Origin of the sequence: Flavobacterium limi, assembly GCF_010645075.1 — a bacterium.
GTDB lineage: Bacteria > Bacteroidota > Bacteroidia > Flavobacteriales > Flavobacteriaceae > Flavobacterium > Flavobacterium limi.
This window is the reverse complement of sequence record NZ_JAADZV010000012.1, coordinates 22,205-48,896: the sequence shown is the minus strand read 5'-3', so window position 1 is coordinate 48,896 and position 26,692 is coordinate 22,205. Positions and strand designations below refer to the sequence as shown.

Sequence of the window (26,692 nt, the reverse complement as noted above, 5' to 3'; positions counted from 1 at the left end):
GAGCTTATAAGCTCAGAATCTCAAAAAAATGACCTTTTCAGAAGAAAACTACCTTAAAGCGATATACCATCTTACTGCTTCATTAGAAACGGAAGTCAGCACGAATGCCATTGCCGAAATAATGGAAACCAAAGCTTCATCGGTTACGGACATGCTTAAAAAACTGTCAGAGAAAGATTTGGTGAATTATAAAAAATACCAAGGGGTTTCATTAACCGAAAATGGAAAACTGGCTGCTAAAATGATTGTGAGAAAACATCGTTTGTGGGAAGTATTTTTGGTAGAAAAACTAAATTTCAGCTGGGATGAGGTTCATGAAATTGCAGAACAGCTTGAACATATTAAATCCGAACAGTTGATTAACCGTCTGGATGATTTTCTTGGTAACCCTACTGAGGATCCACATGGTGATCCTATTCCGGATGCCAATGGACGAATTATTAAAATTGAAAAACAATTGCTTTCTGAATTATCCGAAAACCAAATTGGTGTTTGTGTAGGCGTAAAAGATACTTCATCAGAATTTTTGAAATATCTTGATAAACAAGGGATTGCCTTAGGATCTAAAATTGAATTCTTATCGAAAGAATCTTTTGATTTATCTGTAAAAATTAAAATCGACAATAGAGAATTATCTATTTCGAATAAAATTGCTTCTAATTTATTTGTGAAGCTCGTTTAAATTATCAACCTCCAAAATCAAAAACCCAAAAAAGAATACGTTTCTTTTTTGGGTTTTTGTTTGAAATTAATCTTTCAGACTATAAAGGATTTTTTGAAAATCACCTTTAAAAGTATCTTTCTTTGCTTTAGAAGTCCAGGACATGACTTTATAAAAAGCCTTTTTTGTTTCAACAATACCGACTAAATAATAAAATTCCTCATTCGCTTCCTTATCAAAATAACTAGCATCTGATTCTATGAAATTAATGTCACCCATTTTTTTTGAGACTGCCTTTGAAACCGTTCTCTTTTCTTCATCCTTCAAAAAATCTTTTATGAAATCTTCATAAAAATCATTTGCCGAAGTATAGTTTAGCTCAATATATCCTAGCTCTTCTTTAGTATCAACAATTACAATTCCAAAAACATCCTTAACTTCACTTTTATACTGAATAGAAGCAGAAGTATTTAATCCGGCTGTTTTGTTCATATAATCGGGAAGGCTGATGTTAAAAACGTGCCCACCCTTGTATTCCTTCATTTTAGTCTGTGCATTCATGGCAGTACTTATAAATGCAATTGCCATTATAAAAAGGGTAATTTTTTTATTCATTTTTTATAGTTTTAAATTATGAGGAGATATAAATTTAGAGTTGTACAATTCCCTTCTCAATCATTTCAAGCATTACCGGCGACGCATTTTTAAATGTTGGCGGCTGTTCAATAATACTTCCGGCGTTCTTTTTGTTTACTTTGAAAGTCACATCATTATCTGTTGTAAAAAGCAAAGCTGTCAAAAAAGGCTTTTTGATGTACGATCCTAAGATTAGTAAAGCTTCATCCAGAGTATGAATGCTTTCGATTTCTTCTGTTTTGTAACGCGTAGTTAGTGAAATCGAAAATGTATCATCTTCATTCAGGACTAATCTGAAATAGATGTTTTTGATTTCGGTATCGCCCATTGTTTTGGCTAAAGTTAATTTTGCGAAAGTTCCAGACTGAATACTTTCTTTAACTCGTTCGCAAAAAAGGGCAAATATTGGTTCGTATGACATTTTTTTAAGGTGCTAAAGTTCTGAGTTGCTAAGATTCTAAGTTTTTTATTTAAATACTGAATTTTTAAAACCTTTTCGAATCTCTGCGAATTCTTCGTGTATCTCTGTGGTATAATTTTATTTTCCTGTAAACTCCGCTTTTCTTTTCTCTAAAAATGCAGTTGTACCTTCTTTAAAATCCTGAGTTCCGAAGCATTTTCCGAATGATTTTATTTCGGTTTCAAAACCGTCTTTTCCATCCTTATAATTTGCATTAATTGCTTTTATAGCTTTACTGATTGCAAATGGTGCGTTTTTAATGATTTTATGAGCAATTACATTTGTAAACGATAAAAGTTCAGTCTGAGGCACTACGTGATTCACTAAACCATATTGCTTTGCTTCTTCTGCAGAAATCATCGCTGCGGTCATAATCATTTCCATCGCACGGCCTTTTCCAATTAATTGTGGCAAACGTTGTGTTCCTCCGTAGCCCGGAATTAATCCTAAACTTACTTCCGGCAATCCCATTTTGGCATTATCAGAGGCCACTCTGAAATGACATGCCATGGCCAGCTCTAATCCGCCCCCTAATGCAAAACCATTTATGGCTGCAATTACAGGTTTCTTTAAACTTTCAATGTAATCGAATAAAATTTCCTGACCTTCAGCTGCAAGTTGCGCTCCTTCCACAATAGTATAATTTGCAAATTCAGAAATATCGGCTCCGGCAACAAAGGCCTTTTCACCACTTCCGGTCAAAATAATAACGCGTACATCGTCATTTTTACCCAATAACTTTACTGCTTTGCTCAAGTCGCTAATAGTTGCTTTGTTTAAAGCATTCAGTTTTTCAGGTCTGTTAATCGTGATGGTTGCTATTTTATCTTCAATCGAAATTAAAATATTTTCGTAGTTCATAACGTCATTATTTTAAGAGTTTGTAATGGGCAGGGAAACCTTAAAAGTGGTTCCTTTTCCGTAAGCTGACTCAAAGGTAATTGTTCCTTTGTAATTTTCGATGATGTTTTTTATAATTCCGAGTCCAAGACCCATACCACTAGTTTTCGTAGTGAATTTTGGTTCAAATATTCTGCCGGTATCCAGCTTCTGAATTCCGATTCCGTTGTCTTTTACCGCAATTTCTACATTATCATCTCTACGTTTTACAGAAACAACAATTGATTTTTGAAACTGACTTTCGGGAATCGCCTGAGTTGCATTTTTTACCAGATTGGTAATGACACGAATCAGTTGGGTACGATCCATTTTGGAAATGATTTCTTCTTCTTCCTTTTCAAAAGAAATATAATCTTCGTTGAAAATATCAAGTGCCAGTTCCACAACCTCAACTACATTTAAAGTCTCGTTTTGCTGGGCCGGCATCGAAGCAAAATTCGAAAATGCCGAAGCTACCGCAGTCATCGTATCAATCTGCTGAATTAAGGTTTCTGAATAATCATTCATTTTCTGCTTTACATCAGGATCATTCGGATCAAACTTTCGCTGAAAACTCTGCACCGTCAAACGCATTGGTGTCAACGGATTTTTGATTTCATGCGCAACCTGTTTTGCCATTTCGCGCCAGGCTTCTTCACGTTCGCTTTGTGCTAATTTGATGGCACTCGTTTCCAGCTTATCCACCATTCCGTTATACGCTTTGATCAGGAAGTTGACTTCTTTGCTGTTCGCTTCCAAAACAATTTTCTCGTTTTTCTGATCCAGATTGGTTTCTTCCAAACGATCAGAAATCGTTTTTAATGATTTTGTAATATAAGTCGAAAGAAAATAGGCCAAAGCAAAAGCTACAAGCAGCATAAAGGAATATACCTGACTTAGACGAATCAGGAAGGTATTCAATTCGTTGTCGTAATAACCGTCATCCTCTAAATAGGGAAGATTTAAGATTCCGAGTGGTTTGAATTTTTCATCCTTAATTAAACTGTAGGATGATCTGTTTTTGACGCCATCAATAGTTTTAATATCTACAAAACGCTTTTCAATAGAAGAACGAACGAGTTTCAGAATGTATTCGGGAATTGGAGGTGCTACTTTATCAACTGCAAAAGATTCTTTGGATGATTTTAATAATTTTCCGCTAAGGCTGTAAATATTGATTTCGATTTTGTGAATCTGAGCTAATTCATGGATTTTGTCTTTAAAAATCAAATCCAGATTCCCTGTTTTTAAAGGATAAGTTGTGGTTGCCAGAACATAATTGATATGCTCTTTTACAGCATTTTCTTTTCGCTCTAAACGTTCCTGATGGTATTCTTTGGCTTCGTTTTTAAACTGAATAATAGAAATGGAAGCTAATAAAAAAGATGCCACAACAATCAATACAATCATCGACAGGAAAATCCTGGTTCGAAGTGAAAGCATCGACATTTTGAAGTTGTTCAGCATATTTTAGTGATTAGTGAATAGTAATTAGTAATTAGTAAAAGCTTAAAGACTATTCACTAATCACTCTTTACAAATTACTTTCTTTCTCTAATTCTTTTATAAAATCTGAATCCAAGCATAATTAAAACCGAGAATAAAACAATTCCGATTACACCGTAGATCCAGTTAATGGCATTTTTTAAAACTACTAAAAAAACCACGGCAAACAAAATAATTGTCGCACCTTCATTCCATAAACGCATGAAATTATTGGTATATTTTACCTCATCGTTCTGTAATTGCTTAAAAATCTGATGGCATTTTCCATGATATAAATACAAGAGGAAAACAAAACACAATTTTACGTGCATCCAGGGCATTTTGAGCCAGGCATTTCCTAAATCTGTAAAAAACAGCATCCAAAAAGCAAAAATACTTGCCAAAACAGCCGATGGCCAGGTAATGATATACCACAAACGATATGTCATTATTTTGTATTGAGCCTGTAGAATTTCCTTTTCCGGAGATGGTTTTTGATTCGCCTCAATTTGATACACAAACAAACGTACAATGTAAAACAAACCGGCGAACCAGGTAATTACAAAAATAAGATGCAGTGATTTTAGGTAGTTATAGTATTCCATTCATTAATTGTTTCAGGTTTCAGGTTGTTTCTCAAAGTTGAGCATAACTTGAAACAAAAATTTATTTTGCCCAGTCATTAATCCAGTTACCAACCGTTTGGCACCATTCGTCATCATCATTCAAACACGGAATTGCTAAAAATTCTTCTCCGCCGTTTGCCTCAAAATCTTCTTTGGCACGCATTGCGATTTCCTCTAACGTTTCTAAGCAGTCCGAAACAAATGCCGGTGTTACAACTGCCAGTTTCTTGATTCCTTTTGCCGGCATATTGTCAATTTCGACATCCGTGTAAGGCTCTAACCATTTATCACCTGCTAAACGTGACTGGAAAGTCAGGCTGTATTTATCTTCCGGAAGTCCTAATAGTTTAACGACTTGTTTTGTAGTTTCATAACATTGGTGACGGTAACAGAATTCATGTGCCGGAGATGGCGTGTTACAACAGGAACCATCAATTTTGCAATGGGATTTGGTCACATCGGTTTTGCGGATATGACGCTCCGGAATTCCATGGTATGAAAACAAAAGATGGTCGTAATCAAATCCAGCTAAATGTTTCTGGATTGAATCTGCTAAGTTTTTGATATAATCCGGTTTGTTGTAAAACGCCGGAACATCAGTAAATCTCATGTGAGGGAATTTCTTTTTACGAATTTCTTCTGCTTTAACCAAAATAGTCAAAGTCGAAGCCATTGCATATTGCGGATATAACGGAAAAAGCATTACATCTGTAACGCCTTTATCATTTAATTCCTGAAGACCTTTTTCGATTGTCATGCTTCCGTAGCGCATTGCCAGCGAAACAGGAACATCTACTAAAGGCTGTACTTTTTTCTGCATTCTTTCTGAAAGAACCACTAAAGGAGAACCTTCCTCCCACCAGATTTTTGAGTAAGCGTGTGCCGATTCCTCAGGTCTTTTTCTTAAAATAATACCGCGAACCAATAATGCTCTCAATAAATACGGAACATCGATTACGTATTTATCCATTAAAAATTCATCTAAATACGGTTTTACATCTTTTGGTTGTGGACTGTCCGGAGAACCTAAGTTTACTAATAATACGCCTTTCATTATTGTTTTCTTTTTGCTTTAAGCTTTATTTTAAAATTTCGTCAAAAGTAGTACTTGCTGCTTATTGGAAATATGATAATTGTTACTTTTTAATTATGTCCTTATTTGTAAAATTGATTCTTTTAATATTTACTTAATTCCTGTTCCATTTTTTCTTTCCACCCCTTTCCATTTCTATTTTCTAAATAGGAATCCGTTATTTTATGATATGCACCTATTGCTTCGTCAAGTTTTTTATCACCAATTACACAACCTTCATTTCTTAAAAACAAACCATATTTTTTATAAACACTATCTCGTTTATGTTCTCTTATTTCCTGAATTTTTCTTTGAGACTCAATAGGAGAAATAAATGGCAAACCATAAGTAAATTTTTTTACACTGTCAACTTCAACATCGTGCAAGGCCTGATTTTTGTATTTATCCACCAACGGACTATCGGGTGATTTACAATTAAAGAATGCAATACATAATATAAAAATAGCTTTTTTCATTCCGTTAAACATTCGCATTAATAGACATCAAATACTTTTTAGGTGTTGTTCCAAATTTCTTTTTGAAGGCAGCAATGAAATGACTTCCTGTGCTGTAACCAATTTTCAGTCCCACTTCGTTTACATTATAAGAACCGCTGTCTAAAAGCTTTCTGGCGAAATCCATTTTGTAATCGAAAAGAAAACCATAAACCGTATCACCGTAAATTTGTTTGAAACCCATTTTAAGTTTTTTCAGGTTCAGTCCAATTTCATCTGCCAGTTCCTGCAAGCCTGGCGGTTCTGCCATATTAGCAATTACGATTTCTTTTGCTTTTCGGATTTTTAGAACATTGTCTTCATCAATCAAAAACGGGCATTGTTCTGCATTTGGATCTTCTGTTCTGTTGAAATACAGACTCAGCAATTCATATCCTTTTCCTTTATAGTATAGGTTTTTTATCGAAGGATGAAGATTATAATGAAAAAGCTGACTCAGCACAATCGCCATTGACGGACTGATATTTCCTTCGTTATAATATTTTTTATCTTTATTGTCAGGACTTAAAAAAGTAATATAATCGGCTTCGGCTGAAAAAAGTGCGTGAAACTTTTTGATGGAAACAATAACTGAAATCACCCAGGAATTCTGAGCCAATTCTAAATTAAGAGGCAATTCTTTCTGTGGATTGTACAAAAGCAATGATTTCTCTTCCTTTAGCTCTAATGCATAATTGCCCTGATTGAACAAAAATTTTGCATTTCCCTTAAGCCCAAAATGAAACTGTATCAGGCCGCTGCCTATTTCACGCTGCGCAAAAAATGGTTCTGAACCGTCGTTTTGAAAACGGATAAGCGTAAAGTCATCTTCAATTTTTATTTCTTCCTCCATTGATTTCTTTATTCAGGTTATTAATTCCGGTTTTTTGGCCATTCAAAATTAAATCTTTTTGATGGTTTATCCGATTACCTGCACCTAAATTTATAAAATCTTTATTGTTTCATTATTTAAAATGCAGCTGGAAATCCGTTTACTACCTTGACGGATTTGTAACCATAACAATTACCGTAATCCACTGGTTTTAAGCTTAAAATCTATTTTTAGAATTCACAATAAATCAGATATCTCAGAAACAGCGATAACGTTTTAGCTATTCATAACAATTCTAAATTAATACTTTTCTTATATAAATTAAAACCACGCCTAAAAAGTCCCCGTATATAATTTTGAAATCTAACCATTTTAAAATTATCCATATGAGAACGAATAAAATAATAAAAAAGATTCTATGGTCAGGATTAATAGTCATTCTATTATTTATTGGCATTTTGCTTTTTCACATCATTACTGCCAAACCAGCAGTTTACGAAAATCCAAACTTACAGGTAAGCCGAATCGACTTTAAACAAAATATAGATTCTGCACAGGCCAGACAAATTTGTTCCGATTTAAGATCTATCAAGGGATTGACTTCAGATTCGATTATCGTTAAAAGAAATGTAGTCGTGTATTTCCACAACAATAAAATCACAAATTCTGAAAAAGTATATAACGAATTAATGCGTAAAAGACCTTATGAAGCACAGCGTTATATTTTGCCGGCACACTTAGCCAGTAAAGAAGTTTGTCCTGTAAATCAAAACAGTATGAGCTATAAATTATCCCGAAAAGTAAATCAGTTTTTTAATTAACCCTTTAAATATTTTATTATGAAAAATTTTTCTAAAATTACACTTAGTGTATTGATACTTGCATCGGCAACTTTAACTTCCTGCAACAATGATGATGACGATCCTGCACCTGTAAAAGCATCTATTTATACTCGTCTGGGCGGAACAAAAATGGTTGCAGATCCCGATAACTCAGGACAAATGATTGAACAGGGACGTTTGAGTTTCCGTAAAGTTGTAAATTCTACTGTGGGATTAATTGTAGCCGATATTCAGGCAAATGCTTCCGGTAATTTACAGGCACACTTTGCACCTCTTTTAGCAGAAACAGGTAATACTCAGGCTACCAATATTGCTAAATTATCAGATAACCTGACTGACTTTTTCTCCTTTAATACAGGCGGAACAAATGCTGTGAATACGTATTCAGGCCTCAACATGGTTGCTGCGCATGATCCTGCAAAAAACCCTCGTATGGGAACAAAATCAAGTAATGCAGATTATACAAAATTTGTTGGTTATGTGGGCGCTGCAGCAAATGCAAACGGTGTTGCTTCAAACACAGAACTTTACACCGATATTGTAGCTGTATTAGAATCTTTGAGAACTCCAATTGTTCAAAAATAATTCATTTCTAATTAAAACCCTGCCATAACTCAGGTAGGGTTTTATTTAACGAAGTTGTTTTTATATCTAAATTTCCAGAATCGTGAAAGTGAATGGTATATAAAACCCAGGAAGCATTAAACGAACTCATAGCGATATTTTTTCGTACAATATTTAAAACAAAAGCCAGACTGTTATTTAGAATAAATATACATAACAGGTTGTTGAATCCTTGATATCATTATAAATGGCAATAAATCCTATTCAGAACAGCCAAAATGATTCAATTTATTCCATAGCGATATAAAAAGTACCTCTAGCGTTGTTTTTATAAATTAGTTAGTAATAATTTTGTTGCACTTTTTAACGAAAGTATAATATGGAAAATTTTAATATGTCCAGAACTACCACTTTTTACGCTTTAGGTTTAAGTTATAAAAAAGCAGATGCTACCATTAGGGGAAAATTTAGTTTAGATGCTAAAGCACAATCTGATTTACTCGCTCAGGCAAAAACCGAAGGAATAGAATCATTAATTGTCACTTCTACCTGCAACAGAACGGAGATTTATGGTTTTGCCAATCATCCGTACGAATTGATCAAATTGCTTTGCGATAACAGTAATGGTTCCGTTGAGGAATTTCGCGAAGTTGCCTATATCTACAAAAATCAGGAGGCTGTAAACCATATGTTTCGTGTAGGGACAGGTTTAGACAGTCAGATCCTGGGTGATTTTGAAATCATCAGCCAGATTAAAATCGCTTTCAACCTTAGTAAGTCTGAGGGTTTAATTAATACTTTCATTGACCGTCTTGTTAATAGCGTTATTCAGGCAAGCAAAAAGGTCAAAACAGATACTGAAATTTCTTCTGGTGCAACATCGGTTTCGTTTGCATCGGTTCAATATATTATTAAAAACGTAGAAGATATTGGAAACAAAAATATTCTGCTGTTCGGAACTGGAAAAATAGGACGCAATACCTGCGAAAATTTAGTAAAACATACTAAAAACGGTCATATTACGCTTATCAACAGAACCAAAAACAAAGCCGAAATCCTGGCAGGAAAACTAAATGTTATCGTAAAAGACTACGCTAACCTGCAGGAAGAAATACAACAAGCCGATGTTTTGGTTGTAGCTACGGGAGCAAAAAACCCAACAATTGACAAAACATTACTCAATTTAAAGAAACCTTTGTTAATCCTGGATTTATCTATCCCAAGAAATGTAAATCCTGATGTCGAACAAATACCGGGTGTTACTTTAATACATCTTGATTATCTGTCGCAGATGACAGATGATACCCTTGAAAGAAGAAAACAGCATATTCCTGCTGCTGAGGCGATAATCGAGGATATGAAATTAGAATTCAATATCTGGATGAATGGTCGTAAATACGCTCCAACTATTCATGCACTTAAGGCGAAATTAAACGATATGGTTGCCGGAGAACTGGCTTTTCATAAAAAGAAAATGCTAAATTTTGATGAAGAACAGGCTGAATTAATCAGTTCCCGAATTATACAAAAAATCACCAGTCAGTTTGCCAGTCACTTAAAAGATGAAAATACTTCTATAGACGAAAGCATTGAGTTTATTGAAAAAGTATTTCAGATTGGACAGCTTGCGCCAAAAAATATTCCTTCCCCAATTGAAGAAAAATACAAAATCAACCTCTCATAAATAGTTAAAAAGAATGTTCCTTACTTTTAAGGATCCAAAAAAATATGGCTCAAAAAGTTATCAGAATAGGAACCCGCGATAGTGAGCTCGCACTTTGGCAGGCTCATACCGTAGAAAAAAAGCTAAACGATTTAGGTTATCAAACAACAATTATCGCCGTAAAATCTCAAGGAGACATTATTCTCGACAAACCACTCTACGAACTCGGAATTACCGGAATCTTTACTAAAACTTTAGACATTGCGATGATCAACGGTGATATTGATATTGCTGTGCATTCTATGAAAGATGTACCAACGGCTTTACCAAAAGGAATTGTTCAGGCAGCGGTTCTCGAAAGGGCGAATGTTCTGGACATTTTAGTTCACAAAGGAAATCCTGATTTTTCTAATCCAAGTACTATTGCAACAGGAAGTTTACGTCGTCAGGCGCAATGGTTCAATAAATATCCAAATCACACGGTTGTAGATTTGCGCGGAAACGTAAACACACGTATGCAGAAATTGCAGGAAAACAACTGGGACGGAGCTGTTTTTGCTGCGGCTGGTTTGGAAAGAATCAACTTAAAACCAGAAAATTGCATCGATTTAGACTGGATGATTCCGGCGCCGGCACAAGGAGCAATGCTGGTTGTGGCAATGGAAAATGACAATTATACTTTAGATGCTCTTTCTCAGTTAAATGATATCGAAACTGAAATCTGTACGCATATCGAACGTCAGTTTTTGAGAACGCTTGAAGGCGGATGTACAGCACCAATTGGAGCTTTGGTTACCTATAACGAAGACGAAGACACTTTACACTTTCAAGGCGTTTTACTTTCTATTGACGGAAAACAAAAACTGGAAATCAACAAAACGGTTGACATTTCAGAATGGAAAAAACTAGGTTTCAAATCAGCCCAGGAAATTTTAAATAATGGCGGAACCGAATTGATGCAGAAAATCAAAGAATCCCTGAAAAAATAATGGCAAATCCGGTTCAAATAGTATCTACCAAAATATTACCATCTCTTCATAAGCAAGAGCTGATGAAATATGGTATTGAAGTAATCGAAGCCGATTTCATCAAAACAGAAAATAAACCTTTTGAACTAAAAGACCTCAACGAAAGCCTGATTTTTACAAGCCAAAATGCGGTTCACAGCGTTTTATCTCATCCTAAATCAGATGAACTGAAAAAGAAAAACGTGTACTGCGTTGGACTTAAAACCAAAACATTATTGACAGATAATGGATTCAATGTTATTGCGTACACAGGTTACGCTGCGGATTTGGCAGAAATCATCACTCTGATTTATTCAAATGAAAGCTATACTTTTTTCAGCGGTAATTTAAGACGAGATACTTTACCAGAAGCTTTGAAAGAAAGCGCCATCAAATTCAATGAAATTCAGGTTTACGAAACTACGTTACAGCCTCAAAAAATAAAAGCAAATCCGGAAGCGATCTTGTTTTTTAGTCCGTCTGGAGTTAAAAGTTATCTGAAAGACAACAAAATCCAAAAACAAATCTGTTTCTGTATCGGCGATACCACCGCAGAAGCGCTGTCAAAAATCACCAAAAACATCATCATTGCAGATCAGCCTACAATTGAAGATGTAATCGAAGATGTAATTCACGAATACAAATAAAAACCTTTGCAACTCTGTCACTTTGAGACTTTGCACTAAAATAAAAAACATGTTAAAAAACGACCTATTTTTAAAAGCATTAAAAGGAGAAACAGTTCAACGCCCACCGGTATGGATGATGCGCCAGGCAGGAAGATATTTACCGGAATTCAGAGAACTTCGTGATAAATATGATTTCTTTACCCGTTGTGAAACCCCTGAATTAGCTGCAGAAATTACGGTTCAGCCGATTCGCCGTATTGCTCCGGATGCTGCTATTTTATTCTCGGATATTTTGGTTGTTCCAAGAGCAATGGGAATTCACGTAGAATTAAAAGATAACTTAGGTCCGATAATTCCAGATCCGATTCGTACGATGGAACAGGTAAATCAGGTTTTTGTTCCGGATGTAAATGAAACTTTAGGATATGTTTTTGATGCAGTTAAATTAACCAAAGAAATGCTGAATGATGAGGTACCTTTAATCGGTTTCGCAGGTTCACCATGGACGATTTTTTGCTATGCTGTTGAAGGAAAAGGTTCTAAGAGTTTTGATACTGCAAAAGGATTCTGTTTTTCAAATCCGGTTGCAGCGCATACTTTATTGCAAAAAATCACTGATACGACTATTTTATATTTAAAAGAAAAAGTAAAATCGGGTGTAAATGCCGTTCAGATTTTTGATTCCTGGGGCGGAATGCTTTCTCCAGTTGATTATCAGGAATTTTCATGGAAATACATCAACCAGATCGTTGACGCTCTGGCTGAGGTTACGCCGGTAATTGTTTTCGGAAAAGGATGTTGGTTTGCTTTGAATGAAATGGGTAAAAGTAAAGCTTCTGCATTAGGAGTGGATTGGACTTGTTCTGCACGAAATGCTCGTTACCTGTCTGGCGGAAATGTTACCTTACAAGGAAATTTTGATCCGTCAAGATTGCTTTCGCCAATTCCAACCATCAAAAAAATGGTTCATGAAATGATTGATGAATTCGGAAAAGATAAATACATCGTAAATTTAGGCCACGGAATTTTACCAAATATTCCTGTTGATCATGCTAAGGCATTTATTGATGCTGTGAAGGAGTACGGGCAATGATATAGTTGAGGAGTATTCTGTGTGACTTCCTGCAAGGTTTCCAAAACCTTGTAGGTATATGCAAAGATTCGAATAGCAACAAAATATGAAGAATATCTACGAGGTTTAAAACTTGCAGAATTCAAAAACGAATAACAACATGAAATTAGAAGTTTTAGAGAAAGATTGTTATTATCATATTTATAATCGAGGCATTAACGGAACAACTATTTTTGAAAATGACGCCAATAAACTTTATTTCTTAAAACAATTAGCAAAGTATTCAACTGATAAAATTTCAATTTTTGCTTATTGTCTGATGAATAATCATTTTCATTTGATCATTCGCCTAAATTCAGAAGAAAAAGAAGTTACTCAGGCATTTTCAAACTTGTTTAATTCGTATGCAAAAGCATTCAATAAACAGATTAACAGAACCGGAAGTTTATTTGAGAAACATTTTAAGAGAATAAAACTAAAAGACGAAACTTATCTCAAACAATTGATTATTTACGTTCATTTGAATCCGAAACATCATTTTGATTTAGATTTCAAAAGTTTCAAATTTTCATCATATCAGACATATTTATCTGACAAAGAGACTAAAATAGAAAAGAATGAGATTTTAAATTTGTTTGAAGATTTAGAGAATTTCATTTTTTGCCACAATCAAAAGAATGATATTTTAAACGAAACATATACTTTTGAGTAGTCACTGTCTAGTCCTGCAAGGTTTTCAAAATCTTGTAGGTCTCATTCGAAAACACATAAGGACACCTACAAGGTTTTGAAAACCTTGCAGGAGAAAAAAAGAAATCATGCTCAATAAAGGTTTACGAGACGAAGAAAAAATCAGAATCGATAATGTTTTAAAAACGTTACGGACTCTTGTTTTTGTGCCTTATCCTTTGAGCAATATTCAAAAAGAAGATATCGAAAATCAACTAAAAGACTTTGGTTTAAACATCGAAGATTTAACTCAATATTCAAATGAAGAACTGATTAATTTATTAGTCCGCTGTCATTTGGATTTTGATCATTTAGAGCAGTTTGCCGATTTTCTTTTGGAGTTCTCTAAAACTGAAGAATATAACTTTCAGGAAAAAGCTTTGACTCTTTATCAATATATTCAACAGAAAAACGACGTTTTTTCTTTTGGAATAAATACTAGGATTGCTTCACTAAAAAACCAATAAAATGAGTTTTACAAATTGGAAAACAGACAGAATTGAAGCTATTCTTCCTGAAGAGTTTTTTAAACTGATGAATGAGGTTTTCATTTGTACTTCTGATGTTAATTTGGCGAGTCAGCGAATTGCATTAAAACATAATTTTAAACAAGAAGGAATTTTACGAGACGAATTTAGAAATTGTGATGGCGAATTGCAGAATTCGGTTTATTTTGGATTATTGAAATCAGAATATAAATAGTTATAAAACTAAATCTACCTCTAAATCTATAAAACCTATGAGAAAATTATTCTTTTTTTTATGTCTCGTTTTTAGTTTCAAAAATTATGCTCAAGGTTCTTTAAAAAAAGATAGTATATCTATAGCTGGCTTTATCAAAGAACAAAATATTTTAAAGAAAAACCCAAAAGTATTGGTTATTGAAGACAAAAAATGGGTTGATTTAATTAAAAGGTATTCAAGTTCAAAAGAAAAAATTAAAGAAAGCAGAATTTCTGACAGTCTGAAAAAAAAGTCAGTTGCTGAACGATTTAATTACGATGACAAAACAGCCGAAAAAGAAATTATTTCTATTATAAATGAGGGCAATAACGATTCCATTAAAAGTTTATTTTCAGATATTGTTTTCAATAATATCTATATTGGAACAATCGAACCAAATAGAAGAAAAATAATCAATTTAGAATTAAAATCCTTATTTTTCAAATGTTTGAAAAACCCTGAATTAGAGAGTCAAACTGCACAGATGTTGTCTGCAATGCAAATTGAAGGGTATGAACAACCAATAAAAGAAATATTATTATCGGGCCAGTCAAGAAATGAAATTCAATTGTTTCGTGCACTTAAATATGCCAATTATGGAGATGTTATTGATTATTTTTTTAATTCCTTATTGAATAATAAAAAGTATACATCTGTAGAAATCTTCAAAAAAAATTATCTTGCCTATTCATTAAATGAAAGTTATTTTAATAATAAAAACATTGATGGGGCAACCAGAAGAAAACTGATTACCTATTGTGCTGCATTGCTGAAAAAGTTTCCTGTTGATTCGTCATTAATTCAACCTCATTATGGAGCGCCAAACTGGATTCCTGGAGGTTCAATGGACTATAATAATCAATTTGATCTTATCTCCTTTTTATTATCAACTGGTGATGTAGCAGTTCTTCCAATAATTGAAGATTTAAAAGCAGTAGGATTTAAAGACAATCTAACTTTTAAGTTTTTAAATTGGAAATTAGGCGTTGACCAAAAGAAAGAAACTTTTGATGCCCTTTTGAATGATTGTAAATTTTACAACTATACAGTAAATGAATTATTCCTTAAAGGATTATTGACCGAAAATAATGACCAAAAATTTGTGGAAATTTTTGCTAAAATTGAAAAACCACTTCCAAGTATGCAGTCTGTAAATGAGTGGTCGGATTGCTTAAGATTTGGCATAGAAGGCATTTTTAATCCATTAGAAAAGAAAGACTTTGATAGAATTGTAAATAAGGCAATCAAAGACAACTCTTATAAACAAAAATTAATAGAAGTATACAATGGTAATAGAAAAGACAATATACTTGCCCGATTAACTGGCAGAGAAAATTGGAGAAAAGGAATGCCAAATAACTGGATGACACCATTTTATTATCACAACATGGATAGTTTAACGCTTCCTAAAAGAGTTCAAAAATTATGCGATTTAGCGAGAACAGACTTAGAAAGTAAAGGTTACAAAGTCTTTACTGATAGGGATTTTCTTAATTTTGGTACAGAAGAACCAAGTTATGCCAGAGATAAACTCAATACCTTAAAAGCGCAATCACACAATGAGTTAAATAACATGAGTTTTTTTATCGATTATAAGTATATTAAAAAAAGTTTAAGTTATGCTTCTCTTGAAAGCGATAAATTTGAGTTAAACTGCTTTATATTTTTCGATGATATAGTGTGTCTTGCAAAAATAAATGCCAACACTAATGACTCACAATTAATATTTAATAACATCTCAGAAATACTATTACAAAAAACAGGAAGCTCAAATAGATTTTTAGAAGTTAATCTTTTTAATGAAAAAAGCTCACCTTATTTTATTTTTGGAAATCCAATTATGGCAAAAGAGATATTAAATAAATATAATTTCAAAGAATAGGAAGAATACAATCAATATGAAAGATAAATTTTACGCATACATACAAAACTTACAAGATAAAATTGTAGCCGGATTAGAAGCCGTTGACGGAACTGCAAAATTCCGTGAAGATTTATGGAAACGCCCGGAAGGCGGCGGCGGAAGAACACGCGTTATTGAAAACGGAGCAGTTTTTGAAAAAGGCGGTGTCAATATTTCGGCTGTTCATGGCAAACTTCCGGAAACGATGCAAAAGATGTTTGGTGTTGGCGAAGCTGATTTCTTTGCCTGTGGCCTGAGTTTGGTTTTGCATCCAAAAAACCCAATGGCACCAACGGTTCATGCCAACTGGCGTTATTTTGAAATGTACGATGAAGCTGGAAATGTAATCCAGCAATGGTTTGGCGGCGGACAGGATTTAACGCCATATTATTTGTTTGAAGAAGATGCAAAACACTTTCATCAAACGTGTAAAACGGCTTGCGATAAACACAATCCTGAGTTTTATCCGAAATATAAAAAACAATGTGATTCGTATTTTTGGAATACGCACAGAAACGAAGCCCGAGGACTCGGCGGTTTATTCTTTGATTATTGCAAAGCAAATGAGCAAATGTCTATGGAAAACTGGTATGATTTCGTAACTGAAGTTGGAAACAGTTTCCTTGAAGCTTATGTTCCGATTGTCGAAAGAAGAAAAAACCTTCCTTACACTCCTGAAAACAGAACCTGGCAGGAAATCCGCCGTGGCCGTTATGTTGAATTCAATTTGGTTCACGACAAAGGCACATTATTCGGTTTAAAAACCAACGGAAGAATCGAAAGTATTTTAATGAGTTTGCCTCCGCACGTACAATGGGTTTACGATCACCATCCGGAAGCGGGAAGCGAAGAAGAAAAACTGATAAGAGTACTGGAAAATCCTGTAGACTGGATTTAATTCACTTTAGAAGAAAACATAAAAAAGCCCTAAAAACATCAATTTTAGGGCTTTCTCTTTTAGATTATTTAGTACTTAATTCTTCAATCATATCTATGGTCTGTAAAATGATATTTTTATCTCCCTTGGATGAGTTTAGCTTTAGCTCGAATTTCAGCTTGTTATCTACCAGTTTTTTGCCGGAATATAAGGTAACATCAGTGAACTGTTGAGCCAGTCGATTCAGGCTTTTTACATCAGAGGGTTTTGCTTCGCCTGAATTAGAATAGGCTGTTACTAATTTATCCATGCTTACCTGGGCAGCAAAATAGTTTTGTTTCAGCTCTTTTTTAACTTCTTTTGAAAAGGAATTGTCTTTCGGAAAAACATGATCAATGCTGTTTCCAATAATCAACACATCTTTATCTTTAAAAATAAACAAATTACCAAACTCCTGAGTTCCTTTTATTTCATAGTAATTTCCTTTTTGAGTCAGTCCTTTTTTACGAACGCCTAATTGGATTAGTTTATCTCCAAAAGTTGGGTGTGTTGAAGTAAAAATTACTGAAAATAACGGCACAGCTTTTTTAACCGTTTTTACCACTTCTTTGGACTCAAAATTCTCATCGTACTCATACGTTTTTGTAGTAACTTCTCTTTCTGCCACATCATAAAGAAACATACTTAAATCTCCGTCGAAAAGCGTTGCTGTAGCTTTTTCATCAATAATGGTCGAAATAAGATCAGTTGCTACACCAATATCTTCTTTCAGGATGTATGGATTATTGAAAACCTCAGCAGTCAAAGTTGGAAAACTATTCAGCATTTCCTTCGTATTAAAATGATACGTCAGATAACCGAGTGGCTTTTGGGCAGGAAAATAATTAAAGATGTTTTTATTGACTTTTCGGTTGCTGATTTTACCCACTATATCAGCAATTGGTTTTGAGTATTCAACGATTTCCTCGACACGCGCATTATCATTATCAAAATAAAAATCAACATTAATACCCTTTACAAAATTTCCCCAGTTTTTCTGGTTCGGAAAAAATTTATTATACGTTGTAAATTGTGCCAATGCCATGTAAGCCGAATTAAAACCGCTCAATGCTGCCCCATAATCAACCCAGCATGAAATGTCGGCGGTTTCATGCACCTTATCTGAAGTCGGGACAGCAAAACCATTTTCGAAAAGTAATTTTATAAACCTGTTCTGACTGATGGCCTGAATGCTGTCAAAAGCAGTCTGTTCTTTTTGGTAATTGCCATAATAATTATCGGAATAATCTGCATAAGTTGTGTCTACAGAAGATTCAACGGGTACATCAATAACAACATCTGTAGCTTCTACCGCTACTGAATCTACAACAGGTGGTGGCGGTATAGTATAATCATTATAAGAATATCTTTTAGTTAATCCAAAAATTACCAAATAGCTGTCATTCCACGCCATAGTCGTTTTTTTATCACCGGAATTATATACAGAATACTGTCCGAAATCTTCAATAAGCGGTTTCGCAATCGAATCACTTTCTTTATTCTTCTGAGTCAAAAAAGTTTTAATATCATTTCTGCTTTTTATCGGAATTGTAACCTGATAATACGGTATACTGTCTGAATAATTTCCGTGAACTGTTATTTTCTGGTCCAGTTTAATGAGATCTGCATATTGATTAACGTCCAGTTTCATTTTGCCATTTTTCAATAGAGAATGATTTAGAACCTCAGCCACACTTACTTTTTTAGAAAGCTGACTTCCATTAAACTGAATAAAATAATCCTGCTTTTTCGAAAGTTCCTGACTGTAACTAAAACTTAGAGTCAATAAGATTAATAACGTAAAAAATTGTTTCATGGGGAAATATAAATAATTATTGATTTAATTGAATTGTATTGTTCATCAGTGATGATTTTTTAAGAACACTATACATGCTTTGTTTTAAAAAAACGGTCTTTTTGTTTTTAGAAATTTTGCTGCTTGTATTGGATGTTGCTGAAATATCACGGTCAAAAGTGTAAATAGAAACAATGCTGGCTTTTTCAAGATCTGCTTTTTTCTTTTCATCTTTCACTAATTTTTCGGGAATAGGATAGGATGCGATTCTTTCAAAACTCCTGGAATCCCCAGTAAAATGAATCTGATTTTTTTGCTTATTTAAAGTATTTACGACTTCATTTAATGCTTTTAGAGTTTTATAATCTAATTTGATGATAAATACATACCTGTCAAAATCGGTTTTTGTAGTGACATTTGAAATTCCTTCTATTTTTGAAACTTTAGATTTAAATTCTTCCAGTTTTTGTGTGATTTCCTTTTCATTCGGGATTTTAACTCCATCCACTTCTTCCAGCCAGATAGCCGATTTGGTTTTTAACCACGATTGTGAAAAGTCAACCATCAGCGTATACTCGCCACTTTGGTCGTCATGATGTTTGATTCTTTCAGTTATTTCAAAACAACTTGTAAGAATCAGACAACAGCATAAAGCAAATATTTTCTTCATTTGGGAAATTTAGATTTTGAAAAACATTCCATAAGAAGATTCTTAATAGAAATTTAAAAAAGCAATACGAATTTAGATAATATTAACGAATTCTAACTACTTGCCGGCTCATTATTTAATCGATTTTTCTGTAACTTTGCCGCACTTATTTTAATTTCAGTTTTAGAATGAATTTAAAGCTCTTTTTAAAGAGAATATTCTTTTTAGAATTTATAAAAAACACCTATGTTCCCACTACAAAGAAACCGCCGTTTAAGAACTAATGAGTCGATTCGTTCTTTAGTTCGTGAAACTACTTTAAGTCCAAATGATTTTATGCTTCCGATGTTTGTTGCAGAAGGAAAAGATGTAAAAGTCGCCATTCCGTCAATGCCCGGAATTTATCGTCATTCATTGGATAACACCATCAAAGAAGTTAAAGAAGCCTGGGATCTGGGGATCAAAGCGGTGAACATTTATGTAAAAGTAAGCGATCATCTAAAAGATAATAAAGGGGTTGAAGCGTGGAACAAAGACGGATTGATGCAGCAAACCATCAGAGCTATTAAAGATGCTGTTCCTGAAATGATTGTAATGCCGGATGTTGCATTAGATCCTTATTCTATTTATGGCCACGATGGAATTATAGAAAATGGTCAGTTGATTAATGATGCAACAGTTGATGCTTTGACGCAAATGAGTTTAAGCCATGCCGAAGCCGGAGCCGATTTTGTAGCACCAAGCGACATGATGGATGGAAGAGTTTTAGCGATCAGAAAAGCTTTGGAAGAAAACGGACATCATAATGTTGGAATCATGAGCTATAGTGCTAAATATGCTTCAGCATTTTACGGACCGTTTCGTGATGCTTTAGATTCTGCTCCTGTGGATTCTCAAAATATACCAAAGGATAAGAAGACTTATCAAATGGATTATGCTAACAGAATTGAAGGAATCCGTGAAGCATTATTAGACGTTGAAGAAGGTGCAGATATCGTAATGGTAAAACCCGGAATGGCGTATTTGGACATTGTTCGTGAAGTAAAAAACGCCGTTCATGTACCTGTTGCAGTTTATCAGGTATCTGGTGAGTACGCTATGGTAAAGGCCGCAGCTGAAAGAGGGTGGCTGGATCACGACAAAATTATGATAGAGCAACTTTATTGCATTAAGCGTGCGGGTGCCAATATTATATCCACTTATTTTGCAAAAGAAGCAGCTGTTATTTTAAATAAATAATCATGAAAAAAACTATATTTTTATTAGCCGCTTTAACAATTATATCTTGTAAAAAAGAAAGTCAGAAACCATTTGGAAAACCAACAGAAACTTATTCTGAAGGAGAAACTGCTCAGACTAAAACCCCTGAAGCTTTAGGGAAAGAAATTTTTGAAGGAAAAGGAAATTGCACATCCTGCCATCAGCCGGATCAGAAAGTAATTGGTCCGAGCATAAAGGAAATCGCTAAAATCTACAAAGACAAAAAAGCTGACATGATCACCTTTCTAAAAGGAAATGGAGAACCAATTGTAGATCCAGATCAGTTTGCTGTAATGAAAACTAATTTTCCCGTTACGCAAGCTATGTCTGATAAAGAGTTAAAAGCAATTGAAAGTTACATTTACAGTCATTTAAAATAATATAATAAAACGGGCGCCTAAATTAGCACCCGTTTTTATTTATTCATCTACCAGATTTTAACCCTCTTTTCCGGTTCAACATACATTTTATCTCCTTTTTTGATATCGAAAGCATCATAAAAAGCATCAACATTCTGAATAGGAACAACAGCTCTGTACATTCCAGGAGAATGCGGGTCGGTTTTCACCTGACTCTTGATAGCTTCATCTCTTGATTTAGTTCTCCAAACTGTAGCCCAGGAAATAAAGAAACGCTGTTCAGGTGTAAATCCGTCAATTAAGCCCGGATTTCCATTGGCTTTCAAATACAATTGCAGACCGTCATAAGCAGCATTGATTCCGCCTAAATCACCAATATTTTCTCCCAATGTAAATTTACCATCTACATGAATTCCAGGCAAAGGCTCCAAAGCACTATATTGATCGGCAAGTGCAGTTCCTAAAGCCGTAAATTGTTTCAAATCTTCAGCTGTCCACCAGTCAACTAAATTTCCATCAGCATTAAAACGGGCACCAGAATCATCAAAACCGTGCGAGATTTCATGACCGATAACTGCTCCTATTCCACCATAGTTAACAGCCTCATCTGCCTGATAGTTATAAAATGGCGGCTGTAAAATAGCTGCAGGAAACACAATTTCGTTATATGACGGATTGAAATATGCATTTACAGTCTGAGGCGACATTCCCCATTCTGTTTTATCGACCGGTTTCCCTAATTTTGCCAGACTTTCTGAATAAGCCCATTTTGATACATTCTTCATGTTGTCAAAATAAGTCCCACCTTCATTAACATTTTTAAGTTCTAAAGCAGAATAGTCTTTCCATTTATCAGGATATCCAATTTTAATCGAAAGCTTTTTTAATTTTTCAATTGCTTTGGTTTTAGTTTGTACAGACATCCAGGGCAAAGCATTAATTCTGTTTTCATATGCCAGAATTACATTTGCAATCATATTCTTTGCTTTTTCTTTTGCTTCAGCCGGGAATAATTTCTCAACATACAATTTCCCTAAAGCTTCACCCATTGCACCGTTAATCACTTGTAAAGCGACTTCCTCACGTGGACGCTGTTTTAAAGCTCCTGTTAATGTTTTTCCGTAGAAATCAAAATTTGCATTTTCAATATCAGTACTCAAAGTTGAAGCTGCTCTGTTTAATACAGACCATTTAAGGTACTCTTTCCATGTCTCTACTTTTTTATCTGTAAAAGTTTTTTCTAATGCAATCATATAACGGGGCTGCGCTACGTTAACAGTATCTAATTTTGCCATTCCTATTCCGGCAAAATATTTATCCCATTGAATTGAAGGTGTATTCTTTTTCAGATCAGCAACAGCTGTTGGGTTATATTGTTTTCTGCGGTCTCTTCTTTCAACACGGTCCAGTCTTGGTGCAGACATTTCGATTTCCAAAGCCAGGATTTTTTGGGCACTTTCTTTTGATTTAGCTGGAGATTCGCCAATAAACTGCAGCATTCTTGCAACATGCAGTTCATATTTTTCACGCTTTTCTTTAGAATCTTTATCATCAGAATTGTAATAATCCTTATCGGATAATCCTAAAGCACCTGGATTCAGTGTTACCGAATTTTTATTGCTGTTTTTGGCATCCGCTCCAACATGAACCCCAAAAAATCCAGCTCCGCCCTGAGACTGCATTTCGATAAGATAATTTTGCAGGTCAGTTACATTTTTTATAGCGCTGATTTTCTTCAGATAAGGTTCAAGCGGTTTAATTCCTCGTTTGTTTCTTCCAACAGTATCTAAGATTGTATTAAACAAAGCAATCGCCTTTCCCTGATCTGTATTTGATTTATACTTTGGATTCTTAGAAGCTTCTTTAAGGATTGCCAACGAATTTTCATCGGTTCTCTGACGCAATTCATTAAAGCTTCCCCAGGCATTCCGGTCACTCGGGATTTCTGTACGATCCAGCCATGTTCCGTTTACATACTGAAAGAAATCTTCTTTGGGACTAATTTCTTTTTTCATAAAAGAAACATTAATTCCGGGTTCTTTTGGTGTAGTGTTTTGAGCTTCTGCAACTGCAAACGAAAGCATTGCAGAAAAAGCATAAAACATCGGTGTAGTAAGCACTTTTTTCATTTATATTTAACTTTTTAGAGTTTCGGCAAACATATTGCTAATATCCGAATCCCTATGTTAAAAATTCAACTAATAATTTATTAAAGATTGTTTTTCAATTAATTTACCCGGATATCTTATTCATTTGATGTTAAAAAAAAAGCATAACCAAACATTTTAAAAAGCTCTTTTCGTATTTTTGCACCAAATTATTTTTATGAAATCGCTTCTTTATAAATACCGAAAATTTTTCATTGTCTTAGGTGTATTTTCGGTAATTACTATAACCTTATTTTACTTTGCTTTGAAACCACAAAAAACACTACCAATTTACAATCCGGCCGATGTAAATCCGGAATTGGTTGACAGCACGGTTCAGTATAAAAGCAAATATCATACGATTGCTGATTTTTCATTCGTAAACCAAAACGGTGACACCATTACCCAAAAAAATTATGAAGGAAAAATTTATGTTGCTGACTTTTTCTTTACAACCTGTGGTTCTATCTGCCCAAAAATGTCTACCAATCTTGTTGATGTTCAAAAAGCAGTTTTAAACAATCCGAAAGTATTATTACTTTCTCATACTGTTTTTCCTGAGGTTGACAGTGTATCTGTTTTAAAAGCTTATGCCATAAAATATGGGGTTGTCGACAGTAAGTGGAATTTGGTTACCGGCGATAAAAAAGAAATTTATACCATGGCCAGGAAATCGTATCTGGCAGTAAAATTGGGTAGGCCTGATCAGCTTTATGATATGGTTCATACAGAGAATTTTGTTTTAGTCGATCAAAAAAGACGCGTTCGCGGATTTTATGACGGAACCGATAAGGAAGACATGAAACGACTTTTGGAAGACATTAATTTCTTAAGCAAAGAATAAAAAAAACCTTATTTTTAGAAAGATTTAGCATATTCAAAAGCATTAAATGCCTTGAAATAAAGAATAATTGCCTACTTTTGCAATCTAAATTCAATCTAAATAAGCTTGCAAAATACGATCCACACCCTGAAAAAAGGCGAGAAAGCCATTATCAAAGATTTTGATATCGATTTGATTCCTTTAAAATTATTAGAGATGGGTTGTTTGCCGGGCAGCTTAGTTGAATTACTTCAAATTGCTCCTTTTGGAGATCCTTTATATCTGGACATCAACGGTTCGCATGTTGCGATTCGTGTTGAAACCGCTCGTGAAATTGAAGTTGAACTTATCAAAAACAATTTATAATGAGCGTTCAGAATATCAATGTTGCCCTTATCGGGAATCCAAATACGGGAAAAACCTCAGTTTTTAATCAGCTTACGGGCTTAAATCAGCAGGTTGGAAATTATCCCGGAATTACTGTTGAGAAAAAAATTGGATTTTGCAAACTGCCACACAACATCAAAGCCAACATCCTGGATTTACCGGGAACATATAGTCTGAATGCCAGTTCAATGGATGAAAGTGTGGTGATTGAACTTTTACTGAACAAAAACGACAAATTATATCCTGATGTTGCAGTTGTTGTAACTGATGTAGAAAATCTGAAAAGAAATTTACTGATTTATACTCAAATAAAAGACCTTGAAATTCCAACAATCTTAGTCATTAACATGTCTGATCGTATGGAAAGTAAAGGAATTACTTTAGATATTCCGTATTTAGAAGAAAAACTAAAAACCAAAATTGCGTTGGTGAGTTCACGCAAAGGTTTAGGAATTGAAGCATTAAAAGAATTGATTGTTTCTTATAAAACGATTACACATGAACCTTGTTTAAATGCTTCAGTAATTGATCCTGAATACTTTGAAAAATTACAGCATGCATTTCCGAACCAGCTGATGTATAAATTGTGGCTGGTCATTACACAAGATGTCAACTTTTCTCATCTGGACCGAAATGAAGTCCGAAGCACATTTACCAAATCACATTCAGAATTAAAACGCCTGCAGCAAAAAGAAACTATTAAAAGATATCAGTTTATAAACGATGTTTTAAAAGAAGGTTTAAAAGTAGATGCTTCGATGGCAAAAGACATCAGAGCAAAACTGGATCGTGTATTGACCCATAAAGTTTGGGGTTACGCTATTTTCTTTGCTATTTTATTTCTGATATTCCAATCTATTTTTAGCTGGTCCACCATTCCAATGGATTTTATTGACAGCACTTTTGCTTCTTTAAGCAGCTGGGTTGCTGAAGAACTCCCAAGCGGTATTTTAACCGATTTGCTTTCACAGGGAATAATTCCCGGAATTGGCGGAGTTATTATTTTTATTCCTCAGATTGCTTTTTTGTTTCTGTTTATTTCTATTTTGGAGGAAAGCGGATATATGAGCCGTGTAGTTTTTCTGATGGATAAAATCATGCGCAAATTCGGGCTTTCAGGAAAAAGTGTTGTACCATTGATTTCTGGAACAGCCTGTGCAATTCCCGCAATTATGGCCACCCGAAATATCGAAAACTGGAAAGAGCGTTTAATCACCATTTTGGTAACTCCGTTTACAACGTGCTCAGCCAGATTACCCGTTTATGCCATTATGATTTCATTGGTAATTCCTAAACAACGAGTTTTGGGAATTTTAAACCTTCAGGGATTAACTTTAATGCTGTTGTATTTGCTCGGATTTGTAACTGCAATCTTATCTGCATATATTTTAAATAAGATTTTGAAAATTGAATCCAAAACCTATTTCGTAGTTGAAATGCCAAGTTATAAATTACCACTTTTCAAGAATGTTGGGATTAATGTAGTAGAGAAAACAAAAGCTTTTATTGTTGGCGCGGGTAAGATCATCCTGGCAATATCCATTATTTTATGGTTTTTAGCCTCATACGGACCTGGAAAAGATTTTAACGATGCGGAAGCTATCGTAAAAGAAAGATTTGCAAATACAACTTTAAACGAAGTACAGTTCGAAAATGAAGTAGCTTCTCAAAAAATCGAGAATTCCTATATTGGAATCATGGGTAAAGCTATTGAGCCGGTAATCTCACCTTTAGGTTATGACTGGAAAATCGGAATTGCGATTATCAGTTCATTTGCTGCCCGTGAGGTACTGGTAGGAACACTGGCTACGATTTACAGTGTTGGAGACAGTGATAACCAATCAACGATTAAAAGCAAAATGCAAAAAGAAGTGAACCCGGAAACTGGTGAAAAAATATTCAATTTTGCCAGCGGAATTTCATTATTGCTTTTTTACGCCTTTGCCATGCAGTGTGCTAGTACATTGGCTATCACTAAAAAAGAAACCAACTCATGGAAATGGCCGGCAATGCAGCTTTTCTTTATGACAGGTCTTGCTTATATTACGGCTCTTATAGCGTATCAATTTTTAAAATAAA

General features: G+C 34.4%; 28 protein-coding genes. 17 read left to right on the top strand and 11 right to left on the bottom strand.

The features are described 5' to 3' along the window. The first annotated feature begins 28 nt into the window (after positions 1 to 28). Positions 29 to 682: a metal-dependent transcriptional regulator gene (locus GXM16_RS20010; protein ID WP_163396269.1), complete on the top strand. Its 654-nt coding sequence runs from the start codon at positions 29 to 31 to the stop codon at positions 680 to 682. A gap of 66 nt (positions 683 to 748) precedes the next feature. Here the strand turns inward: GXM16_RS20010 and GXM16_RS20005 are convergent, their stop codons facing one another. The 8 genes from GXM16_RS20005 to GXM16_RS19970 all read right to left on the bottom strand — a co-directional run bounded on the left by GXM16_RS20005 (position 749) and on the right by GXM16_RS19970 (position 7,166). Further along, on the bottom strand, positions 749 to 1,276 hold the full coding sequence (locus GXM16_RS20005; protein WP_163396268.1) for a hypothetical protein: 528 nt from the start codon (positions 1,274 to 1,276) through the stop codon (positions 749 to 751). A gap of 34 nt (positions 1,277 to 1,310) precedes the next feature. Then, positions 1,311 to 1,718, bottom strand: coding sequence for a hypothetical protein (locus GXM16_RS20000; RefSeq protein WP_163396267.1), 408 nt, complete (start codon positions 1,716 to 1,718; stop codon positions 1,311 to 1,313). A gap of 117 nt (positions 1,719 to 1,835) precedes the next feature. Further along, positions 1,836 to 2,618, bottom strand: coding sequence for an enoyl-CoA hydratase/isomerase family protein (locus GXM16_RS19995; RefSeq protein ID WP_163396266.1), 783 nt, complete (start codon positions 2,616 to 2,618; stop codon positions 1,836 to 1,838). 12 nt (positions 2,619 to 2,630) lie between these two features. After that, on the bottom strand, positions 2,631 to 4,046 hold the full coding sequence (locus tag GXM16_RS19990; protein WP_163396357.1) for a sensor histidine kinase: 1,416 nt from the start codon (positions 4,044 to 4,046) through the stop codon (positions 2,631 to 2,633). 131 nt (positions 4,047 to 4,177) lie between these two features. Then, on the bottom strand, positions 4,178 to 4,726 hold the full coding sequence (locus GXM16_RS19985) for a CopD family protein (protein ID WP_163396265.1): 549 nt from the start codon (positions 4,724 to 4,726) through the stop codon (positions 4,178 to 4,180). 61 nt (positions 4,727 to 4,787) lie between these two features. Then, positions 4,788 to 5,801 carry a ferrochelatase gene (gene hemH, locus GXM16_RS19980; RefSeq protein ID WP_163396264.1) on the bottom strand — a complete coding sequence of 338 codons (1,014 nt, stop codon included), beginning with the start codon at positions 5,799 to 5,801 and terminating at the stop codon, positions 4,788 to 4,790. A gap of 122 nt (positions 5,802 to 5,923) precedes the next feature. After that, entirely contained in the window at positions 5,924 to 6,295 is a 372-nt protein-coding gene (locus GXM16_RS19975) for an FEKKY domain-containing protein (RefSeq protein WP_163396263.1), read from the bottom strand. Positions 6,296 to 6,299: 4 nt separating this feature from the next. Next, entirely contained in the window at positions 6,300 to 7,166 is an 867-nt protein-coding gene (locus GXM16_RS19970; protein WP_163396262.1) for an AraC family transcriptional regulator, read from the bottom strand. A 365-nt stretch (positions 7,167 to 7,531) separates the two neighbouring features. On the opposite strand from GXM16_RS19970, the gene GXM16_RS19965 reads away from it, so the two are divergent. The 11 genes from GXM16_RS19965 to hemF all read left to right on the top strand — a co-directional run bounded on the left by GXM16_RS19965 (position 7,532) and on the right by hemF (position 17,175). Continuing rightward, positions 7,532 to 7,966: a hypothetical protein gene (locus GXM16_RS19965; RefSeq protein ID WP_163396261.1), complete on the top strand. Its 435-nt coding sequence runs from the start codon at positions 7,532 to 7,534 to the stop codon at positions 7,964 to 7,966. Positions 7,967 to 7,984: 18 nt separating this feature from the next. Further along, entirely contained in the window at positions 7,985 to 8,572 is a 588-nt protein-coding gene (locus tag GXM16_RS19960; protein WP_163396260.1) for a globin family protein, read from the top strand. Positions 8,573 to 8,930: 358 nt separating this feature from the next. Beyond that, complete coding sequence (gene hemA, locus GXM16_RS19955) at positions 8,931 to 10,235, top strand: glutamyl-tRNA reductase (RefSeq protein WP_163396259.1); 1,305 nt, start codon at positions 8,931 to 8,933, stop codon at positions 10,233 to 10,235. Positions 10,236 to 10,279: 44 nt separating this feature from the next. Continuing rightward, a complete protein-coding gene (hemC, locus tag GXM16_RS19950; RefSeq protein WP_163396258.1) occupies positions 10,280 to 11,203 on the top strand; it encodes a hydroxymethylbilane synthase in 924 nt (307 codons plus the stop codon). Continuing rightward, positions 11,203 to 11,868: a uroporphyrinogen-III synthase gene (locus tag GXM16_RS19945; RefSeq protein ID WP_163396257.1), complete on the top strand. Its 666-nt coding sequence runs from the start codon at positions 11,203 to 11,205 to the stop codon at positions 11,866 to 11,868. The genes hemC and GXM16_RS19945 overlap by 1 nt, the downstream gene beginning before the upstream one ends. A gap of 49 nt (positions 11,869 to 11,917) precedes the next feature. Next, positions 11,918 to 12,943, top strand: a complete 1,026-nt coding sequence (gene hemE, locus GXM16_RS19940) for a uroporphyrinogen decarboxylase (protein ID WP_163396256.1) — start codon at positions 11,918 to 11,920, stop codon at positions 12,941 to 12,943. A 139-nt stretch (positions 12,944 to 13,082) separates the two neighbouring features. Continuing rightward, positions 13,083 to 13,634 (top strand): transposase, encoded by a 552-nt coding sequence (locus GXM16_RS19935; protein ID WP_163396255.1) that lies wholly within the window; start codon positions 13,083 to 13,085, stop codon positions 13,632 to 13,634. A gap of 106 nt (positions 13,635 to 13,740) precedes the next feature. Continuing rightward, the gene (locus GXM16_RS19930) at positions 13,741 to 14,118 is read left to right on the top strand and encodes a hypothetical protein (RefSeq protein ID WP_163396254.1); all 378 of its coding nucleotides are present in this window, start codon (positions 13,741 to 13,743) and stop codon (positions 14,116 to 14,118) included. Position 14,119: 1 nt separating this feature from the next. Further along, positions 14,120 to 14,353: a GNAT family N-acetyltransferase gene (locus GXM16_RS19925; protein ID WP_163396253.1), complete on the top strand. Its 234-nt coding sequence runs from the start codon at positions 14,120 to 14,122 to the stop codon at positions 14,351 to 14,353. Between the two features lie 37 nt (positions 14,354 to 14,390). After that, complete coding sequence (locus tag GXM16_RS19920) at positions 14,391 to 16,256, top strand: hypothetical protein (protein WP_163396252.1); 1,866 nt, start codon at positions 14,391 to 14,393, stop codon at positions 16,254 to 16,256. A 16-nt stretch (positions 16,257 to 16,272) separates the two neighbouring features. Further along, on the top strand, positions 16,273 to 17,175 hold the full coding sequence (gene hemF, locus GXM16_RS19915) for an oxygen-dependent coproporphyrinogen oxidase (protein WP_163396251.1): 903 nt from the start codon (positions 16,273 to 16,275) through the stop codon (positions 17,173 to 17,175). Positions 17,176 to 17,239: 64 nt separating this feature from the next. Here hemF and GXM16_RS19910 read toward each other — a convergent pair whose 3' ends face one another. Continuing rightward, positions 17,240 to 19,009 (bottom strand): hypothetical protein, encoded by a 1,770-nt coding sequence (locus tag GXM16_RS19910; RefSeq protein ID WP_163396250.1) that lies wholly within the window; start codon positions 19,007 to 19,009, stop codon positions 17,240 to 17,242. 16 nt (positions 19,010 to 19,025) lie between these two features. After that, entirely contained in the window at positions 19,026 to 19,658 is a 633-nt protein-coding gene (locus GXM16_RS19905; protein WP_163396249.1) for a hypothetical protein, read from the bottom strand. Between the two features lie 225 nt (positions 19,659 to 19,883). Here GXM16_RS19905 and hemB point away from each other — a divergent pair, with 225 nt between their 5' ends. Both hemB and GXM16_RS19895 read left to right on the top strand, forming a co-directional pair. Continuing rightward, positions 19,884 to 20,876: a porphobilinogen synthase gene (gene hemB / locus GXM16_RS19900; protein WP_163396248.1), complete on the top strand. Its 993-nt coding sequence runs from the start codon at positions 19,884 to 19,886 to the stop codon at positions 20,874 to 20,876. Between the two features lie 2 nt (positions 20,877 to 20,878). Beyond that, positions 20,879 to 21,277: a c-type cytochrome gene (locus GXM16_RS19895; protein WP_163396247.1), complete on the top strand. Its 399-nt coding sequence runs from the start codon at positions 20,879 to 20,881 to the stop codon at positions 21,275 to 21,277. A gap of 47 nt (positions 21,278 to 21,324) precedes the next feature. Here GXM16_RS19895 and GXM16_RS19890 read toward each other — a convergent pair whose 3' ends face one another. Further along, complete coding sequence (locus GXM16_RS19890; protein WP_163396246.1) at positions 21,325 to 23,385, bottom strand: M13 family metallopeptidase; 2,061 nt, start codon at positions 23,383 to 23,385, stop codon at positions 21,325 to 21,327. A gap of 196 nt (positions 23,386 to 23,581) precedes the next feature. On the opposite strand from GXM16_RS19890, the gene GXM16_RS19885 reads away from it, so the two are divergent. The 3 genes from GXM16_RS19885 to feoB all read left to right on the top strand — a co-directional run bounded on the left by GXM16_RS19885 (position 23,582) and on the right by feoB (position 26,691). Next, the gene (locus tag GXM16_RS19885; protein WP_163396245.1) at positions 23,582 to 24,247 is read left to right on the top strand and encodes an SCO family protein; all 666 of its coding nucleotides are present in this window, start codon (positions 23,582 to 23,584) and stop codon (positions 24,245 to 24,247) included. 105 nt (positions 24,248 to 24,352) lie between these two features. Continuing rightward, positions 24,353 to 24,592, top strand: coding sequence for a FeoA family protein (locus GXM16_RS19880; protein ID WP_025572482.1), 240 nt, complete (start codon positions 24,353 to 24,355; stop codon positions 24,590 to 24,592). After that, positions 24,592 to 26,691 carry a ferrous iron transport protein B gene (gene feoB, locus GXM16_RS19875; protein ID WP_163396244.1) on the top strand — a complete coding sequence of 700 codons (2,100 nt, stop codon included), beginning with the start codon at positions 24,592 to 24,594 and terminating at the stop codon, positions 26,689 to 26,691. Before GXM16_RS19880 ends, feoB begins: the two co-directional genes overlap by 1 nt. The last annotated feature ends 1 nt before the right edge of the window (position 26,692 follow it).